This is a genomic window from Hymenobacter cavernae (genome assembly GCF_014641455.1).
Classification (GTDB): domain Bacteria; phylum Bacteroidota; class Bacteroidia; order Cytophagales; family Hymenobacteraceae; genus Hymenobacter; species Hymenobacter cavernae.
The window spans coordinates 615,109-632,994 of sequence record NZ_BMHT01000001.1; the positions used below are offsets into that span (position 1 = coordinate 615,109).

Annotated in this window: 21 protein-coding genes; 4 read left to right on the forward strand and 17 right to left on the reverse strand. The window is 52.3% G+C overall.

The genetic code is table 11. The annotated features are described in order from the left end of the window. Positions 1-192: 192 nt before the first annotated feature. From IEX74_RS02540 to IEX74_RS02550, 3 genes are all read right to left on the reverse strand, one after another. Complete coding sequence (locus IEX74_RS02540; RefSeq protein WP_188810623.1) at positions 193-714, reverse strand: GNAT family N-acetyltransferase; 522 nt, start codon at positions 712-714, stop codon at positions 193-195. Between the two features lie 497 nt (positions 715-1,211). Further along, the gene (dapF, locus tag IEX74_RS02545; RefSeq protein ID WP_188810625.1) at positions 1,212-2,009 is read right to left on the reverse strand and encodes a diaminopimelate epimerase; all 798 of its coding nucleotides are present in this window, start codon (positions 2,007-2,009) and stop codon (positions 1,212-1,214) included. A 68-nt stretch (positions 2,010-2,077) separates the two neighbouring features. Then, positions 2,078-2,566, reverse strand: a complete 489-nt coding sequence (locus IEX74_RS02550; RefSeq protein WP_188810627.1) for a DinB family protein — start codon at positions 2,564-2,566, stop codon at positions 2,078-2,080. A gap of 87 nt (positions 2,567-2,653) precedes the next feature. On the opposite strand from IEX74_RS02550, the gene IEX74_RS02555 reads away from it, so the two are divergent. The 3 genes from IEX74_RS02555 (at position 2,654) to IEX74_RS02565 (ending at position 5,808) form a co-directional block, all read left to right on the forward strand. Then, positions 2,654-3,535 (forward strand): class I SAM-dependent methyltransferase, encoded by an 882-nt coding sequence (locus IEX74_RS02555; RefSeq protein WP_188810629.1) that lies wholly within the window; start codon positions 2,654-2,656, stop codon positions 3,533-3,535. 120 nt (positions 3,536-3,655) lie between these two features. After that, positions 3,656-4,603, forward strand: a complete 948-nt coding sequence (locus IEX74_RS02560; protein ID WP_188810631.1) for a Ppx/GppA phosphatase family protein — start codon at positions 3,656-3,658, stop codon at positions 4,601-4,603. 143 nt (positions 4,604-4,746) lie between these two features. Next, entirely contained in the window at positions 4,747-5,808 is a 1,062-nt protein-coding gene (locus tag IEX74_RS02565; protein WP_188810633.1) for an Ldh family oxidoreductase, read from the forward strand. A gap of 74 nt (positions 5,809-5,882) precedes the next feature. Here the strand turns inward: IEX74_RS02565 and IEX74_RS02570 are convergent, their stop codons facing one another. Next, positions 5,883-6,716, reverse strand: coding sequence for a murein L,D-transpeptidase catalytic domain family protein (locus tag IEX74_RS02570; RefSeq protein ID WP_188810635.1), 834 nt, complete (start codon positions 6,714-6,716; stop codon positions 5,883-5,885). A gap of 400 nt (positions 6,717-7,116) precedes the next feature. Between IEX74_RS02570 and hscA the strand changes: the two genes are divergently transcribed. Continuing rightward, positions 7,117-8,976, forward strand: coding sequence for a Fe-S protein assembly chaperone HscA (hscA, locus tag IEX74_RS02575; RefSeq protein ID WP_188810636.1), 1,860 nt, complete (start codon positions 7,117-7,119; stop codon positions 8,974-8,976). 97 nt (positions 8,977-9,073) lie between these two features. Here the strand turns inward: hscA and IEX74_RS02580 are convergent, their stop codons facing one another. The 13 genes from IEX74_RS02580 to rplO form a co-directional block, all read right to left on the reverse strand. Next, positions 9,074-9,508, reverse strand: a complete 435-nt coding sequence (locus IEX74_RS02580; protein WP_188810637.1) for a hypothetical protein — start codon at positions 9,506-9,508, stop codon at positions 9,074-9,076. 129 nt (positions 9,509-9,637) lie between these two features. Further along, on the reverse strand, positions 9,638-9,895 hold the full coding sequence (locus IEX74_RS02585; RefSeq protein ID WP_229755092.1) for an FtsB family cell division protein: 258 nt from the start codon (positions 9,893-9,895) through the stop codon (positions 9,638-9,640). Between the two features lie 136 nt (positions 9,896-10,031). Beyond that, positions 10,032-11,303 carry a phosphopyruvate hydratase gene (gene eno, locus IEX74_RS02590; RefSeq protein WP_188810641.1) on the reverse strand — a complete coding sequence of 424 codons (1,272 nt, stop codon included), beginning with the start codon at positions 11,301-11,303 and terminating at the stop codon, positions 10,032-10,034. 203 nt (positions 11,304-11,506) lie between these two features. Beyond that, positions 11,507-12,091 (reverse strand): 50S ribosomal protein L17, encoded by a 585-nt coding sequence (gene rplQ / locus IEX74_RS02595; RefSeq protein WP_188810643.1) that lies wholly within the window; start codon positions 12,089-12,091, stop codon positions 11,507-11,509. A 199-nt stretch (positions 12,092-12,290) separates the two neighbouring features. Further along, positions 12,291-13,280 carry a DNA-directed RNA polymerase subunit alpha gene (locus IEX74_RS02600; protein ID WP_188810645.1) on the reverse strand — a complete coding sequence of 330 codons (990 nt, stop codon included), beginning with the start codon at positions 13,278-13,280 and terminating at the stop codon, positions 12,291-12,293. A 73-nt stretch (positions 13,281-13,353) separates the two neighbouring features. Further along, positions 13,354-13,959 (reverse strand): 30S ribosomal protein S4, encoded by a 606-nt coding sequence (gene rpsD, locus IEX74_RS02605; protein ID WP_188810647.1) that lies wholly within the window; start codon positions 13,957-13,959, stop codon positions 13,354-13,356. Positions 13,960-14,098: 139 nt separating this feature from the next. Then, positions 14,099-14,491, reverse strand: coding sequence for a 30S ribosomal protein S11 (rpsK, locus tag IEX74_RS02610; protein WP_086592759.1), 393 nt, complete (start codon positions 14,489-14,491; stop codon positions 14,099-14,101). 83 nt (positions 14,492-14,574) lie between these two features. Then, positions 14,575-14,952 (reverse strand): 30S ribosomal protein S13, encoded by a 378-nt coding sequence (gene rpsM, locus IEX74_RS02615; RefSeq protein ID WP_188810649.1) that lies wholly within the window; start codon positions 14,950-14,952, stop codon positions 14,575-14,577. A gap of 27 nt (positions 14,953-14,979) precedes the next feature. Next, on the reverse strand, positions 14,980-15,096 hold the full coding sequence (rpmJ, locus tag IEX74_RS02620; RefSeq protein ID WP_071890035.1) for a 50S ribosomal protein L36: 117 nt from the start codon (positions 15,094-15,096) through the stop codon (positions 14,980-14,982). 9 nt (positions 15,097-15,105) lie between these two features. Next, complete coding sequence (infA, locus tag IEX74_RS02625) at positions 15,106-15,324, reverse strand: translation initiation factor IF-1 (protein ID WP_086592757.1); 219 nt, start codon at positions 15,322-15,324, stop codon at positions 15,106-15,108. A 4-nt stretch (positions 15,325-15,328) separates the two neighbouring features. Beyond that, a complete protein-coding gene (gene map, locus IEX74_RS02630; protein WP_188810657.1) occupies positions 15,329-16,099 on the reverse strand; it encodes a type I methionyl aminopeptidase in 771 nt (256 codons plus the stop codon). Positions 16,100-16,102: 3 nt separating this feature from the next. After that, a complete protein-coding gene (gene secY, locus IEX74_RS02635) occupies positions 16,103-17,419 on the reverse strand; it encodes a preprotein translocase subunit SecY (protein WP_188810659.1) in 1,317 nt (438 codons plus the stop codon). 11 nt (positions 17,420-17,430) lie between these two features. Beyond that, positions 17,431-17,877, reverse strand: a complete 447-nt coding sequence (rplO, locus tag IEX74_RS02640; protein ID WP_188810660.1) for a 50S ribosomal protein L15 — start codon at positions 17,875-17,877, stop codon at positions 17,431-17,433. Positions 17,878-17,886: the final 9 nt, after the last annotated feature.

Genomic DNA, 17,886 nt, shown 5'->3' on the forward strand with positions numbered 1-17,886 from the left:
CGAAGGATTGGTAATTCTGTCCGGTACAGGTGCCTAATCCCGCAGTGATTATTTATACGGAGGTCAGCGAAAAAGGATACCTTCCGGCCGAAGGTTCTCGATGCTGCGCTGGTTGAAGCTCAACACTAGCTGTAAGCGGTTTCGCCTAAGTAGCTGATTAACTTTTAGGTGCTAACGCTACTTCTGTTTTAACTAAATTTTAATTATGTGCTGCATTTCAATGGCATCCTGCCACCCGGAGCCCGTGCGCAGCCACTCCCGGCGGATACCTACCTGCTGAAAACCAGCGGCCTGGAACAACAGCAGGCTAGCTTCGTTGCCGGCGGCAATAGTGCAATACAGCTGGTGCAGGCGCAGGTGCCGACCCGCATACTCCAGCAAAAGCGCCAGCGCAGCCTGGGCATAGCCACGGCGCCGCTCGGAAGCCAGCACGGTAATGCCGACTCCAGCCCGCTGATGCAACGGCTCAAAGTTAAAAAGATCGAGGGCTCCTACGGCACGCTCATCCGCTGTAGAACAGATAATTAGCCGCAGCTGACGCACTTCGTGGAAGTCGGCGGAAGCATTGGCCAGATATTGCCGCAGCGTGAAGCGCGAAACCGGCGCCAGCGTATCCGATACGGCCCAGATAGCAGGGTCATTCTCCAAAGCGTACAGAAAATCCAGGTCAGAGTCTTCCAGCGCCCGCAGCAGAACGGTATCAGACTGTAGCATTTAGAGTATATTAAGGAACCTAGGTGGTAAACGAATTGCCGTATCACATAACCAGCAGATTGGGCAATGTATGCTGTGAGCCACGGGGAAGAGGTGTATACAGTTTAGCAAATGAAGAAAAAGGTTAGATGAAACTTCTTCAATTACCAACAAATATTAGAATAAAACAAGACGTCGTCCTTCTACCCTCGCAAAAACGGAATAGTATTTCTTGAAATAGAACAGAAGCTCAGCTTTATCTATAGAGGACCTGCATATAATTATTTTGATTCGTGCAGTTATTATTCCTTTAATCAGCCCTTAGCAAAAGCTGAACTTCGGGAAGCTGAGCATTAAGGCAAATGGTGAGGTGATCTAAAGATCCTTGCACTATGAGGCAGAAGATCACCTTAAGCTAAGTCGCTGATCGTCAAAATGCAACAAGCGCCCGACTAGCAGGTCGGGCGCTTGTTGCAGGTACAGGTATTTCTGGCTATGCGGGTGAGAAAGGCGGCAACTTAGCCGTGAATCGTGCCCTCGAACACCCAGGTCGCCGGGCCGCTGAGGTAAACGTGGGTGAATGAACCGTCCGGATGAGCTTCGAACGACACGCGCAAGTCGCCGCCGCGGGTGCGCAGGTGCACGGGGCTAGTCGCGCCGCGTCGCGAAGCAGCCAGGGCCACCGCCGTGACGCCGGTACCGCAGGAAAGCGTTTCGTCTTCCACGCCGCGCTCGTAGGTGCGCACCTGCCAGGGCTGCCCGTGGGTAGCCGGTGCTTCCGCGAAGTTGACGTTGGTGCCTTTCTCTTTGAAGTAGTCGCTGTAGCGCACGGCTTGGCCCTGGGCAAAAACGTTGAGTTCGGCCAGCGTATTCGACGGCAAAAACTGCACGACGTGTGGGGAGCCGGTATCTAAGAAAATGCCGTGCTCCTCTAGCTCCTGCTGACCCGGCACGTTCTGCATGCGCAGGTGCACGGTACCATCGGCTTCGATGCGCGCTTCGTGCGGACCGTCGGCGGCGAGGAAATGGGCGTGGTCCTGAATGACGTGCAGCTTCCGGGCGAAGGCCACGGTGCAACGGCCGCCATTGCCGCACATCGAACCTAGGTGCCCATCGGCGTTGAAGTACACCATCTCGAAATCGTAGTCGGCGTGCTGACGGAGCAGGATCAGACCATCGGCCCCGATGCCCAGGCGCCGGTCGCAGAGGTGGCGCACAAGTTTATAGTCTGTTATATCAAACTGCCGGGCGCGGTCGTCGATCATCACGAAGTCGTTGCCGGTGCCCTGGTATTTGTGAAAGTGTAGCGTCGTCATAGCAGTAAAAGAAGGCAAAGATCGGCAGCCGCGGCCTAGCGTTGGCACCTAGGTCCTCAACATATTTTTCAGGCAAATGCTTTCCGTAGCAGGGCTATTTGGCCGGTATGATAGAGATTATGCTGCACCAATCCGTGCAGCAGCACGTAGTACGGTCCGGGCGTACTGGCCGGGTAGTCGTCGAGCGGCTGTAAGTGCCGGCCTAGGTCTTCATCGCGCAGACTGGCAACCTTTGACAGCAGCTGCTCGTGTGCCCAACCTAGGTTTGCTTGCGCCTGCTGCCAGGCCGCCTCATCTGTTACAACCGGTAAGCCAGGCCAGTTCTGCGCATCCGTCGGACCGATCAGCTTGTCTTCTTCCAGCCGCTGCTGTACGATTTCGACCCAGGTTGTTAGGTGCAGCACGATTTCCCAGATACTATGAGCGCCGGGCAGCGGGTGAGCAGCGGCTTGCGCGGCCGTGACGCCCTGAAGCGTATCAACGAGCGAGGGACCCGCCCAGGAGTCGCCGTTGTAAGCACGGCGAAATTGATCCAGCAGACGTTCTATTTCAGTCATAACCGTGCCGTATAACGGGTTAGCCAACAACGATACCGGGCAACAGACTACCTTTGTCCTTCCGCCTGAGCGGTTTTACCGAAAGTTATGTATTCCTTCCTGACCACCGGCACCTGGCCCGATTATGAACTAATCGACGCCGGCAATTTTGAAAAGCTGGAGCGCTTCGGCCGCTATGTGCTAGCCCGCCCCGAGCCTCAAGCCATTTGGGACCCGCATCTGCCCGCCAGCGAGTGGCAACGGGCCAATGCCACCTTCCGCCGCGAAAAGGGGAGCACCGAGCGCGGCCAGTGGCAGCTCAAGCCCGGTATGCCCGAGCAATGGGTTATCAATTATAACCAGGATGATCTGCGCCTGCGCTTTCGGCTAGGTCTGTCGGCGTTCAAGCATGTCGGGCTGTTTCCAGAGCAAGACCCCAATTGGCGCTTCATCTTCGAGCAAACCCAAAAGCGCAAGGCCGCGGTGCCGCGGGTGCTGAACCTCTTTGCCTACACCGGCGCCGCCACCCTGGCCGCCCGCGCCGCTGGCGCCGACGTGACGCACCTCGACTCGGTGAAGCAGGTAAACTTCTGGGCCCGCGACAACATGGAAGCTTCCGGCCTCGACGGTGTGCGCTGGCTCGTGGAAGACGCCATGAAGTACGTGCGGCGCGAGGTGAAACGCGGCACCAAGTACCAAGGCCTCATCCTCGACCCTCCTGCTTACGGCCGCGGCCCGAACGGTGAGAAGTGGCAGCTGGAAGATGAGCTGAACGAATTGCTCAAGCTCTGCCGCCAACTCTTGGATCCGGAAGACCACTTCTTCCTGATTAACCTGTATTCGCTGGGCTTCTCGGCGCTGATCCTGGATAATCTCGTCACTAACATCTTCCCTCCTATCCAAGGCGTGCGCGAAATCGGGGAGATTTACCTGCACGACCAAGCCCAGCGCAAGCTGCCGCTCGGGACTTTTTGCCGGTTTAGCAGCTGAGGTTGGTTTTTGGTTGTTTGTTTTTGGTTTTAGCTGGCCGGCTAAACGTACGTTATTCCTTAGCCTCCATACCCTTTTACAAGTAGCCAAAACCAAAAACAAACAACCAAAAACCAACATATGCTTCACCACCAGCGCCTGGCCCTCATCGACATGGGCACGAATACCTTCCACCTGCTGATCGTGGAACTGCCCGAGCCACGTCATGCCACGCCTACGGTGTTGCTTCAAACGAAGGTGGGCGTGCGGCTGGGCGAAGGCGGCATCAGCAACGGGGAAATTGCGCCAGCGGCTTATGCGCGGGCGTTGCATACGCTCACGGCATTTCAGGAAGATATTGAGCTGCACCAAGCTACGGAAGTGCGCGCAACGGCTACGAGCGCCGTGCGAAGCGCCCGCAACGGCGCCGAGCTGGTGCAGGATATTTTCGAGCAGACAGGTATTAAGGTCGACGTGATTCCCGGCGACCGGGAGGCAGAGCTGATTTGCCAGGGCGTGCGGCAGGCCGTGAACCTAGGTCAGCAGCCACATTTGCTGATGGACATTGGCGGCGGCAGCGTGGAGTTTATCATTGCCGATCAAACCACTATTTTCTGGAAGCAAAGCTTCGAGATTGGAGCGCAGCGTCTGCTCGATCTATTCATGAAGCACGATCCGCTGACGCCTGAGGATGTGTGCGCCGAGCAGGAGTATCTAGCCGAGAAGCTAGCTCCGCTGACAGCTGCCGTGCAGCACTACCAGCCAATAGATCTGGTGGGCGCTTCCGGCTCCTTTGATACCCTAGGTGATCTGCAAGCCGCGCGTGTCGGGGTTAATCGGGCGGAACATGCCTTACCACCTAAAACTGAAATCACGCTAGACAGCTTCTACGAAAGCTATAATCTGCTGCTCAACCTCGACCGCGTGGGCCGCCTGGCCTTGCCCGGCATGACGCCCTTACGGGCCGATATGATTGTGGTAGCCTGCGTGCTGGTCGACTTCGTGCTGAAAACCTACGGATTCACCCGCATCTGCGCCTCGGCTTACGCCTTAAAGGAAGGCTTGCTGGCGGAAATGCTTCGAAGTTAGAAGTGTTGAGTTTTAAGTGTTGAATGTTGAGTTAAGAGAATTCCCAAAAAAGAATATTCAACATTCTAAACGCTTAGCATTCGAGACCCAACACTTCTAACTCCCAAGCATCCAACATTCAACACTTAAAACTCAAAACTTCAGTGCAGTTCTCTTATAACCAGCTTTTCACCTTCACGGAGTCCGTCTTCAAAAGCATTGGCTGCCCTGACGACGATGCGATCCTGGCTACCGAGTCGCTGCTGGCGGCCGATTTGCGCGGTATCGACTCGCACGGGGTCGCCCGACTGATCGGCTATGTGCGGCTCTGGGAAGCCGGGCGCATCAACCCGACGCCGTGCGTGGGTGTGGTGTACGAAACGCCGAGCACGGCCGTGGTCGACGGTGACGGTGGCCTAGGTTTGGTGGTAGCACCCAAAGCCATGAACGTGGCTCTGGAGAAAGCGCGGATAGCTGGCACAGGTTGGGTTTCGGTTAAGAACTCCAACCACTTCGGCATTGCCGGCTACCACGCCATGAAGGCGCTGGCCCACGATATGATCGGCATGGCCATGACCAATGCCAGCCCACTCGTAGCCCCTACCTATTCGCTCGACCGCCTCCTGGGCACCAACCCGATTGCCGTAGCCGTGCCCGCCGGCGAGCAGCCCGACTTCGTTGCCGACTTCGCCACGACCACCGCCGCCAACGGCAAGCTCGAAATTTTGCAGCGCAAGCAGCTGCCCGCCCCCGACGGCTGGATTCAGGACAAGAACGGCCTAGGTTCCACGAACCCAAATGAGCTAAAGGACGGTGGCGCTCTGCTCCCACTCGGTGGCGAAACCGGTTCGCACAAGGGCTATTGCCTCGGTAGCATCGTGGACATTTTCTCAGCGGTGCTCTCCGGCGCCAATTACGGCCCGTGGGTGCCGCCCTTCGTCGCCTTCCTCCAGCCCCCCGCCGATCCGGTGGGCCAAGGCATCGGCCACTTTTTCGGGGCCATGCGCATTGATGCGTTCCGCCCGGCCGCCGAGTTCAAAGCCCACATGGACAACTGGATTTCGACTTTCCGCAACGCCCGCGCCGTGGAAGGCAAGCAGGTTCTCATTCCCGGCGACCCGGAGCGCGAGATGTCCGCGCACCGGCTGCTCGACGGGATTCCACTGTTGGAGCCGGTGGTGAAGGATCTGGAAACCGTCGGCAAGAAGTTCGGCCTTACCTTGTAAAAACCTAGGCTACGCTCACAAAAAAGCCCGACTGCTAGATCAGCAGTCGGGCTTTTCGTTTATTCAAAGTCTGGTTAGATCGTCGTCTGAGTGCCACCTAGGTAGGCGTTCATTGCCAGTTCGGTGTTCAAGTACTGCGAAGAATACGTGGGGCTCTGCCCGTTGATAAACAAGCAAGTGCCGCCGTTTACCGCGTCGATAATCTGCGCGTATTGGTCCATTGGCAGAGCCGGGCAACCTAGGCTGCGGCCCAAGCGGCCATTCTGGCGGATGAAGTCTTCGCTCACGTAGTCGGCGCCATGCATCACCACGGAGCGCATAAGGGCATTGTCGTTGTAGCCCTGGTCGACGCCCTGAAGTTTGAGCGAGCGGCCATGCTTACCCATGTACTCGCTGTCGGTCACGTAGAAACCCAGGCTGCTCATGTTCGACTCGTTCTCGTTGGAGAAGTTGGTCGCCATGTTCTCGCCCGAGTTGTGGCCGTGAGCCACGAGCGTATGGAACAGCACCTGCTTGGTAGCCAGGTCCAGCACCCACAAACGCTTCTCGGTAGAAGGCAGGCTAAAGTCGACAACTGTCAGCAGCTGCTTGTCACCTAGCTTTTGATCTTGCTTGAGGTTGAGGTAGCCGGTCATGGCTTTCTCAAACACATCGTAGCGCAGGCCTTGCTGCTCCACGTTCAAGCTCTGATAAAGGCTATGAAGGTTCTGCTCGTAGAAAGCAGTTTGCATCTCTTTGGCCGAGGGCGTCCGCGCTTCTGTGCGCACACCCGTTGCCATCGATTTGCTGATGGGCGAAGCCAACGGCGTCGCCATGAACAACGAAGCGATGAACGGCAGCACGCGGCGCATCATCCGACGTGCGCGACGCTTATGACGCTGGCGATGCACTACATTTGGCTTTTCCATCTTCACTGATCGGTTTCGGTTTATTGGAAAAGGCCTCCCAGTGCCGGGAAACCATCTGATTCTTTGTACGCAAAAAACCATCAAGCAGCTTAACTTTCCTGATGGTTTCCAGCTATTTAACCCGCATGGGCGCAAATTGATTCCCTCCTTGGCCATTCTCTCGGGCGCCGAAATAAACCTAGGTTGCCGCTGGCAAGCGCCTACTTGGAGGTTGTTTCGTTTAAATACCTAGCTTTCATACCCTCCCGTTGGCAAGGGCCAGCGCCAGGCTGCGCGTGAAGTCTATACCTGCCGGCTTTTCTTCGCTACTTTTGCGGCCCAAAACGGTTTAAGGAATAGCCAAGTCTGGCAAAACCGTTTTGTTCACTCCGCGCGCTCCGGTGCGCCTTCTTCTATACGCATGGCCAAAGTCGCAATCAACCTCTCCACCGGGAGCATTCAACAGGAAGAAATTATTGTTGGCATTGACCTAGGTACGACCAACAGCCTAGTGGCCTACATTCACCCGGAAGGCCGCCAACCCGTGGCCATCAACGACCAGGGCCGCGGCACCATCGTGCCGTCCATAGTGCACTTCCCCGCCGATGATGCCGATCCGATCGTCGGTAACGAGGCCAGGGAGTATTTGCTCACCGATCCGCAAAACACAATTTACTCGGTGAAACGCCTGCTCGGCAAATCATACCGCGACGTGGGCGAGCACGCCGGGCATTTCGGCTATAAAATCATTGACGACAACTCCGAAGGTTTGGTAAAAATCCGGGTCGGTGACCGATTTTACTCGCCTATCGACTTGTCAGCCGAGATTCTGAAAGAGCTACGCGCCCGCGCCGAGCACGCCCTCAAAACGCCCGTCAACCGCGCCGTCATCACGGTGCCCGCTTACTTCAACGACTCGCAGCGCCAGGCTACGCGTGATGCCGGTCGCTTAGCTGGTCTGGAGGTACTGCGCATTGTAAATGAGCCCACGGCAGCGGCACTGGCTTACGGCATCGGCCTCTCGCCCGACGAGGAAAAAACGGTGGCCGTGTACGACCTAGGTGGCGGCACCTTCGACATCAGCATTCTGCGCATTCAGCAGGGCATCTTTGAGGTGCTGAGCACCAATGGCGACACCTATCTAGGTGGCGACGACCTCGACCGCGCCATCATCGACCATTGGACGTTTGAATATCAGCTAGCCACAGTTCTGTTCAACAATGGGAATGCGCAACAGGAGCTGCGCCTGCTAGCCGAGCAAGCCAAGAAGCATCTGAGCCAGAACGACGAGTTTGTGGCGGAGTTTGCCGGCACGCGTTTGCCGCTCACTAAAGCCAAGTTCAACAGCCTCATTCAGCCGCTGGTGCAGCGCACGATTGATTCGTGCCGCCAAGCCTTGACCGACGCAAAGCTAGGTCCGAAAGACTTGGATGCGGTGCTGCTGGTTGGCGGCTCTACGCGCGTGCCGCTGGTGTACGACACGGTGTCCGAATTCTTCCAGCAGCCCGCCAACAACTCGCTCAACCCCGACGAAGTAGTTGCCTTGGGTGCCGCCATTCAGGCCGACATCTTGGCCGGCAACCGCCGCGACGTACTGCTGCTCGATGTGACGCCGCTGACCCTAGGTATCGAAACCCTGGGCGGGCTGATGGACCCCATCATCCCCCGCAACTCCAAAATCCCGACCAAAGCCGGCCGCCAGTACACGACTTCCGTGGACGGTCAGGTGAACCTGAAAATCTCGGTGTACCAAGGCGAGCGGGATTTGGTAAAAGAGAACCGCAAGCTCGCCGAATTCGACCTGCGCGGCATTCCCGCCATGCCGGCCGGCTTGCCCAAAGTGGATGTAAACTTCATCCTGAACGCCGACGGCATTCTGAAAGTTGAAGCCATCGAATTGCGCTCAAACACCCATCAGGCCGTCGAAATTAAGCCTCAATACGGCCTCACCGACGAGCAAGTAGAGCAGATGCTGATGGATTCGCTCACCCACGCCCGCGAAGATGTAGCCGCGCGCATGGTTATCGAGGCCCGCACCGTAGCCGAGCAGATGATTTATCAGGTGGAACGCTTCATCACGAAGAACGCGGAACACCTCACCCAAGAGGAAATCACGCAAACTACCGCCCAAACCCAAAAGCTGAAAGATGCCCTTACCTCGAATGACAAGGATACCATCCTGAAAGCCGTGGACGAGCTAGAGTCGCTGACGAGCCCGTTCGCTGAGCGCGTGATGAACATCTCCATCAAGCAAGCCATGACCGGCAAGAAGATAGAATAGCTTCTTCCAACCTAGCTTAATGCCCAAAGCCCTTCTCGCAGTCAGAGCAACGTCTGTTGTTCAGCTGCAAGAAGGGCTTTGGTCGTTTTCAGGAAAGCTATTTCTGCTTACGCTGCGGTGCTGGAATCAAGGTGAAGTTCAGAATACGCGTGGCGGTGGAATCGCGGAAGCTGACATCGAGCAGCACCCGCGGCTTTGGCTGCAACGTGTCGCTTTTGAATGAGAATGAGTAGAAATAGCGCGTCGTCGGCCCATCACTGATGCGCATACCTAGCTTATACAACGCAATGCTTGAACCCAGCCGCTGGCCTTGCTCCACTAAGGGTTGCGCCGAAGCCTCAAACTGCCGCAACGTAACGGCCGCACTCACCTCCGGAGCCAGCAGCTGGTACGCCTGCTTGTATTGCTTCTGTAACAAAGCAAGCAGAAACTGCCGCGCCACCTGCACCTGCGATGGCCGAGCTACCCTAGGTTCAGCGATACAAGGCTTCAACAGAAATACCAGACTTAGCACCTGCGTGAGCCCAAGCACAAGCAGGAGATATCGGTATGTGACAGGAAAAAGCTTCAACATAGTGCCAATACGCAACAAACTGCTTCCTAGCTGCTTCACTCGTCACAAGTCGCAGGCTTATGAAACCTAGCTCGCGAGAAGAATGGCTTAGTTTTCCTCCTGCGGCACCAGGATGAAAACGTCCTCGCTGGGGCGCTTCATGATGTACTTCTCCCGCGCAAACTTCTCCAGCAGCTCCGGGCTACTGAGCAGCTCCGCTCGGTCCTTCTTCACCGACTCAATGTTCTTCAGGTAGTAATCCCGCTCCGTTTGTAGCTCCCGCCATTTCGAGTACATCTCGTATTGCTTCACAAAATCGTTGGCGTCGAACACGAACATCCAGATCAGGAAGCCCAATCCAGTCACGAAATAGAAGCTGCGAAAGAAGCGTGGTACCCGCTGAAATAAGCCGTAAATCTCCATAGCAGTCCAAATATAACAAAACGGCTGACTCCATCTTCGTGGAGTCAGCCGTTTCAATTAGCTGTGCTTTTTGCAAAAGCTACATCTTCTTGCCGGGGAAGTAGGCGATTTCACCTAGCTCTTCCTCGATACGCAGCAGTTGGTTGTACTTAGCCATCCGGTCGGAGCGCGAAGCCGAGCCCGTCTTGATCTGGCCGGTGTTCAGCGCCACTGCCAGGTCAGCAATGGTGTTGTCCTCCGTCTCACCCGAGCGGTGCGACATGATGCTCTTGTAGCCATTCCGACGACCTAGGTTTACCGCGTCAATCGTCTCGGTCAGCGTACCAATCTGGTTTACCTTGATCAGGATTGAGTTAGCAATCTTCTCATCAATGCCGCGCTGCAAACGCGTTACGTTGGTCACGAACAAGTCGTCGCCTACCAGCTGCGTCGTCGAACCAATGCTGTCGGTGAGTTGCTTCCAGCCAGTCCAGTCGTCCTCGTCCATACCATCTTCGATGCTGATGATGGGGTACTTCTTGGTCCAGTCGGTCCAGTAAGCCACCATTTCCGCAGAAGTCAGCTTGTCGCCGGTGCTCTTCTTGAAGTGGTAGTGCCCATCTTCGTAGAACTCCGAGGTAGCAGCATCCATGGCAATCATCACGTCGTCGCCGGGCTTGTAGCCAGCCGTTTCAATGGCTTGCAATACAATCTTGATAGCGTCTTCGTTGGACTTGATGTTGGGGGCGAAGCCGCCTTCATCGCCTACGTTGGTGCTAAAGCCTTGCTTCTTCAGCACATTCTTGAGGTGGTGGAAGATCTCCGTACCCCAACGCAATGCTTCCGAGAACGAGCTAGCTCCCACGGGCATAATCATGAACTCCTGGAAGTCGATGGAGTTGTCGGCGTGACTGCCACCGTTCAGGATGTTCATCATCGGCACCGGCAAAGTTGTTGCCCCTACCCCACCTACATAACGGTACAGCGGCATACCAGCATCCTGCGCTGCCGCACGAGCAGCCGCCAGCGACACACCTAGAATGGCATTAGCACCTAGGTTGCCTTTGTTATGCGTGCCATCCAACTCCAGCATGATCTTATCGAGCAGTGCCTGCTCGTACACCGAGAAACCGACCAGCTCTTCCGCAATCTTGCTATTTACGTTGTCAACGGCTTTCAGCACGCCCTTGCCCATGTACTTGGACTTATCATCATCGCGAAGCTCTACGGCTTCGTGCTTGCCCGTAGACGCCCCCGATGGCACAGCGGCCCGGCCTACTACACCTGTTTCAGTGGTGACATCTACTTCAATAGTTGGGTTACCGCGCGAATCAAAAATCTGCCGAGCATGGATGGCTGAGATAATGCTCATGATGAAAGAAAATGAAGGTGAAAGATGGTATTCTATCCTAGCCCAGCTTAAGAAGGAAGAAGATACAAGGCGAGGGTTTTTCCGGGCGCCAAGGTAAGGAATTCAATTAACAGGGCTAACGTGTTACGCAGAATGTAGCGTTTGCCACAAACAAAAAGGGACGTGCTATGCAGCACGTCCCTTTAATTATCTACTAGCTAGGATTACGAAGCAGCTTCTTCGTCAGCAGCCTTCGCTTCATCCCGAGTTTCGCCTTCTTCAACCGTAGTTGTAGGGGTGTCTTCAGGAGCGCTAGTTTCTACTACTGCTGCCGGAGCCACTGCTTCACCAGTCGTAGCAGTTGCGTCCGTTGCTTTCTTACCACCACGACGCGAACGACGGGTAGTAGTTTTAGCTTCACCAGCATTCTTAGCTTCTAGCAGCGCTTCGTTATAATCAACCAACTCGATAACGCACATTTCGGCATTATCACCTAGACGGTTGTCACTCAACTTCAGAATGCGGGTATAGCCACCAGGGCGATTCGCAATCTTAGTAGCTACTGCATCAAATAGTTCTTTGATCGACTCTTTGTTCTGCAACGTAGCGAAGATGGTACGACGCGAGTGCGTCGTGTCGCTCTTCGACTTAGTCAGCAGCGGCTCTACGAACTTGCGCAGAGCTTTCGCCTTTGCAACAGTAGTTGTAATACGCTTATGCAGGATCAGAGAAGATGCCATGTTTGACAACATAGCGTTGCGGTGCGCAGCCGTGCGACCTAGGTGATTGATGGTTTTACCGTGTCTCATTTTGTATTATGCGTTTTGCAAAAGTATACGCTTGCGGATGGCAACCACGGCGGACAGTTGGTGTAACAACCATCTCATTAGAACTGCCACCCCTAGGGCGTATTGATGTATGAATGTGTATAAAATGAATGTGCTGACTAGTTGATGTACTCGATGCATTAAGGCATCAGTACAAGAGCTAATCAGCACATTTAAAACGCTAGTCCTCGTCGAGACGATACTTGCTTAGGTCCATACCGAAGTTTAGACCTTTTTCTTCTACGAGGTTCTCCAATTCCGTAAGAGACTTCTTACCGAAGTTGCGGAACTTCATCATGTCGCTCATATCCAGCTGCACCAAGTCACCAAGCGTTTTGATGTCGGCAGCCTTCAAGCAGTTATAAGCACGTACAGATAAGTCCATATCCGCCAATGGCGTTTTCAGGACTTTGCGCATGTGCAGTGTTTCTTCATCAACCGTCTCCTCCTCTTCAGCTTTAGCCGTCTCGAAGGTCATCGTGTTGTCAGAGAACAACATGAAGTGTTGGATCAGGATGTTAGCAGCACCTTTTAGAGCATCTTCCGGGTGAATCGAACCATCCGTTTGGATTTCGATCAACAAGCGCTCATAGTCAGTCTTCTGCTCTACACGAGTGTTCTCAATGCTATACTTCACATTCTTGATTGGCGTGAAGATGGCATCAATAGCAATCTGGCCGAACACTTGGTCAGAAGGCTTATTCTCTTCAGCAGGTACGTAGCCACGCCCTTTCTGAATCGTAAATTCAAACTCTAGCTCTACGCTTGGATCAACGTGACAGATCACTAAGTCCGGGTTTAGAACCTGGAAGCCATTGGTGAACTTGTTGATATCGCCACCTGTGAACGTGTCCTGACCTTTGATACGAACCGTGATTTTATCCTCAATGGCATCACTCGCTTTCTTGAAGCGAACTTGCTTAAGGTTCAGGATGATTTCGGACATATCCTCAATCACTCCTTCAATAGTCATGAACTCGTGCAGAACGCTAGGGGTGCGAACCGACGTAATAGCGTAGCCCTCCAGCGACGACAGCAGGATACGGCGCAATGCGTTGCCGATCGTGACGCCGTAGCCTTTCTCCAGCGGTTTGAATTCAAACGTTCCGTAAAAGTCGTCGGATTTCTCCATAACAACCTTCTCCGGCATTTGAAAAGCTAAGATTGACATAAATGGGGCTTTAAAAATAAAACAGGAAAAAAATCGAAGTAGCCTAGGCTTCCATCTTGTCCTAGGCTAATTATTACTTCGAATACAGCTCGACGATCAACTGCTCCTGAATTTTCTCAGGAATCAGATCACGAGAGGGGGCATTGAGGAACTTGCCCACCATTTCCTTACCATCCCACTCTAACCAAGAGAATGCACGTGAATTACGAGCACTCAGACTAGTTGCAATGGCTTCTAAAGACTTTGATTTCTCACGAACGCCAACTAAATCACCAGGACGTAGCTTGTAAGAAGCAATATTCACTACTTCCCCGTTTACCGTGATGTGCTTATGAAGAACCAGCTGACGAGCAGCACGACGAGTTGGAGCAACGCCTAAGCGATAGATCGTATTATCGAGACGCGACTCCAGCAAAGACAGTAGGTTTTCACCTGTGATACCAGGCATCGTAGCAGCTTTGTGGAATAGGTTCTCAAACTGCTTCTCCAACATACCGTACAAGTACTTCACCTTCTGCTTCTCCATTAACTGGATAGCATATTCAGATTGCTTCTTGCGACGGCCGCGGCCATGTTGGCCAGGAGGGTAATTCTTTTTATTGAGCGCCTTACTTGGGCCGAAAATCGGCTCCGAGAAGCGGCGGGCAATCTTGGTTTTAGGACCAGTATAACGTGCCATTTCGGGGATTTTGAGTTTTATTGGGGTTGAACTTTACATGCACAGCAGTCAGAGATGTACTTACCAAGGCACTTACATCAGAAAGCTGGCACCAGAAGCAAGACAACAACAGAAGGTCATTGCTCGCTTGTTCAATATATCAAACGCGACGACGCTTAGGAGGGCGGCAACCGTTGTGAGGCAGCGGCGTCACATCGCGAATGGTCGTCACCTCAATTCCCACGTTTTGAAGGGTCCGGATAGCCGACTCGCGGCCGGAACCTGGTCCTTTCACAAACACCTCAGCTTTGCGCAAACCCAGATCATGAGCTACCTTACCACAATCTGTAGCTGCCATTTGAGCAGCATAAGGAGTGTTTTTCTTCGAACCACGGAAACCCATCTTGCCAGCAGATGCCCAAGAAATTACTTGGCCGTTGTTGTTGGTGATGGAAATAATGATATTGTTGAATGAGGCTTTGATATGCACTTGGCCTACTTGCTCAACAACGACAACGCGCTTTTTAGCTTTGTCTTTTCTTTTTTGTGCCATTTAGTTATCGCAAAAATGCGGAAGGTGTTGAAGCCTAGCTAGGTACTTGCTTTACCTAGCTAGGCTTCGATTTCCGCTACAGTTTATTTAGTAGCTTTCTTCTTGTTGGCAACGGTTTTCCGCTTGCCTTTACGAGTGCGCGAGTTGTTCTTGGTACGTTGTCCGCGAACCGGCAACCCCTTACGGTGACGTAAACCACGGTAACACCCAATGTCCATTAGACGTTTGATGTTCAACTGCACTTCAGAGCGCAGCACACCTTCCGTCTTATGCTCCGCAGCGATAATGCCACGAATCTCACCGGCTTCAGCTTCTGACCAATCTTTAACCTTCTTGTCTAGCGAAACGCCAGCTTGATTTAAGATCTTCTGAGCCGAGCTGCGACCAATTCCGAAAATGTACGTAAGGGCGATTTCGCCACGTTTGTTATCCGGGATATCTACCCCTGCAATACGAGCCATGTGCTTTTTTTGAAAAGTCTGGTGCTATTAACCCTGACGCTGCTTATAGCGTGGGTTCTTTTTGTTGATAACGTAAAGCTTGCCTTTACGGCGGATCACCTTACAGTCAACGCTGCGCTTCTTAACCGATGCTTTGACTTTCATGTCGTCGGGTTATTTGTAACGGTAAACAATTCTGCCCTTAGACAAGTCGTAGGGCGACATTTCCAGCTTCACCTTGTCTCCAGGCAGGATTTTGATATAGTGCATTCGCATCTTTCCGGAAATATGAGCCACCAACTGGTGTCCATTTTCTAACTCTACACGGAACATCGCGTTAGAGAGGGCTTCCAGAATTACTCCGTCCTGCTCAATGGAGGATTGTTTGGCCATAAGGCTACTGTAAGGCTTTTTCTATGTATTCGAAGGAGGTTAAAATCTCCGCCTTTTCTTTTCTTACTACTACTGTATGCTCAAAGTGTGCTGAAGGCTTCCTGTCTTTCGTACGGATAGTCCAGCCATCTGCCTCCTGAACAACATTCTTGGTACCAAGATTCACCATAGGCTCAATTGCAATAACTAAACCTGTTTGCAACTTCAGTCCAGCACCACGTTTACCGTAGTTAGGAACTTGTGGCGACTCATGTAAATCCTGGCCTACACCATGACCAACCAGTTCTCTCACTACACCATAGCCCCTCTTTTCGACAAAGCTCTGAATAGCGTAACCCACGTCACCAAGCCGATTGCCAGCTACTGCCTGCTCAATACCTAGGTACAAGGATTTTTTTGTTGACTCTAATAATGCTAATACTTCTGAGGATACTTCTCCCACTGAGTAAGTATAAGCACTATCACTATGATAACCATTCAACAACACACCACCGTCAACAGAGATGATGTCACCATCTTTTAGCGTGTAATCGCTAGGAAAACCGTGAACAACAACTGAGTTTGGTGAAATGCAAAGGCTAAAAGGGAACCCATTGTACCCTTTAAAAGAAGGCTGACCACCATGGTCACGGATGAATTCCTCAGCACGGCTATCTAGTTCCCGAGTAGAAACTCCTTCCCTAATCATGGAAGCCACTTCTCCATGAGCTTGAGCTAACACCTTCGCGCTAGCTCGTATGAGTTCTATCTCTTCTTCAGTTTTGTAGACCAACATGCTTTAAGAGGCCATTGCGATGTTCTGCGTACGGCCACGAAGCTTACCTGTTTTCATCATACCATCGTAATGGCGCATCAACAAGTAGCTTTCTACCTGGTTCAATGTATCTAGCACAACACCAACCATGATGATTAGTGAAGTACCACCATAGAAAGCTGACATAGGACGGGTTACCCCAGCTAATAAAGCAAGTGCGGGAAAGATAGCAATAAGTGCTAATGCTACTGCTCCTGGCAAAGTAATTCGAGTTAATACTTCATCCATATGCTCCGATGTATCTCTTCCTGGCTTTACACCTGGAACAAAGCCACCGCTTCTTTTCAAGTCGTCAGCAATCTGATTGGGATTGACACTAATTGCAGTGTAGAAATAAGTAAAGACAATGATAAGAATACCAAATACCAGGTTATACTGCCATGAGGTATAGTCCGAAAACTTTACACCTATATAACTGGCAGTATCGCTATCATTCTGCCAAATTGATGCTACAATTGCTGGTACGAACATCAATGATTGAGCAAAGATGATAGGCATTACACCAGCGGCGTTCACCTTGAGAGGGATGAATTGTCGTTGAGCGTTCAGTTGAGTTGTACCGCCTACTTGCTTAGCGTACTGTACAGGAATACGGCGCACGGCTTGAGTTAAGACAATTACTGCCATAACTACTAGAAACAACACAACCATTTCAATCAAGAAGATCAATGAACCACGCATACCTTTAGCGGCTGCTTCACCAATGATAGCACCAGGAAGACGGGAGACGATTCCGATCATTATGATCATTGAAATGCCATTGCCTATTCCTTTGTCAGTAATTTTCTCACCTAGCCACATACAGAACAAAGTACCTGCAGTTATTATTACCATTGTAGAAATGGTAAACAAAGTACCAGGATTGATGATTGCGTCTGCGTTAATCGTAGCAATAAAACCAACGGATTGTGCCATTACAATTGGAATAGTCAGAACCCGGGTATACTGATTGATTTTCTTACGGCCTGACTCTCCTTCTTTCTGTAACTTCTGAAAGTACGGTACTGCTATTGTAAGCAGTTGTAGTACAATTGAAGCTGAGATGTAAGGCATAATGCCTAAAGCAAAGATTGAAGCATGGCTAAATGCCCCTCCTAATAAGGTATCTAAAATACCGAACAACCCTTGGGCACCTTGCTTCAGCCGAGTAGGATCAACGCCGGGCAACACAACGTAAGAACCCAGCCGATAAATGGCAATGAAGAAAAGCGTATTGAAGATCCGCATCCGCAGATCTTCAATCGCAAAAATGTTCTTAATCGTTGTGATGAACTTGTTCATTGCCTATAGGCTTAGAGCGTCACGGCCTTGCCACCAGCTTTCTCAATAGCAGCGATAGCCGATTTTGAGAAAGCATGAGCATGAATTTCAATAGCTTGAGTGAGTTCGCCTCGACCCAATACTTTTATTTTAGCATTTTTTGATACTAAGCCGCTAGTTACAAAGTAAGTAGCATCCATAGTAGCGGACCCGCTTTTCTCAGCGAGAGTTTGTAGAATATCTAGGTTAATACCCTTGTACTCTACTCGGTTGATATTGTTGAAGCCAAACTTTGGTACTCGGCGCTGTAGAGGCATTTGACCACCTTCGAAGCCAGACTTCTTGGAATAGCCAGAGCGCGATTTAGCACCCTTGTGTCCTCGTGTCGATGTGCCACCACGGCCTGAACCTGTACCACGACCTATACGCTTTTCATTGCGTGTAGCACCGTTAGCAGGCTTTAAATTGCTGAGATTCATATCGACTAA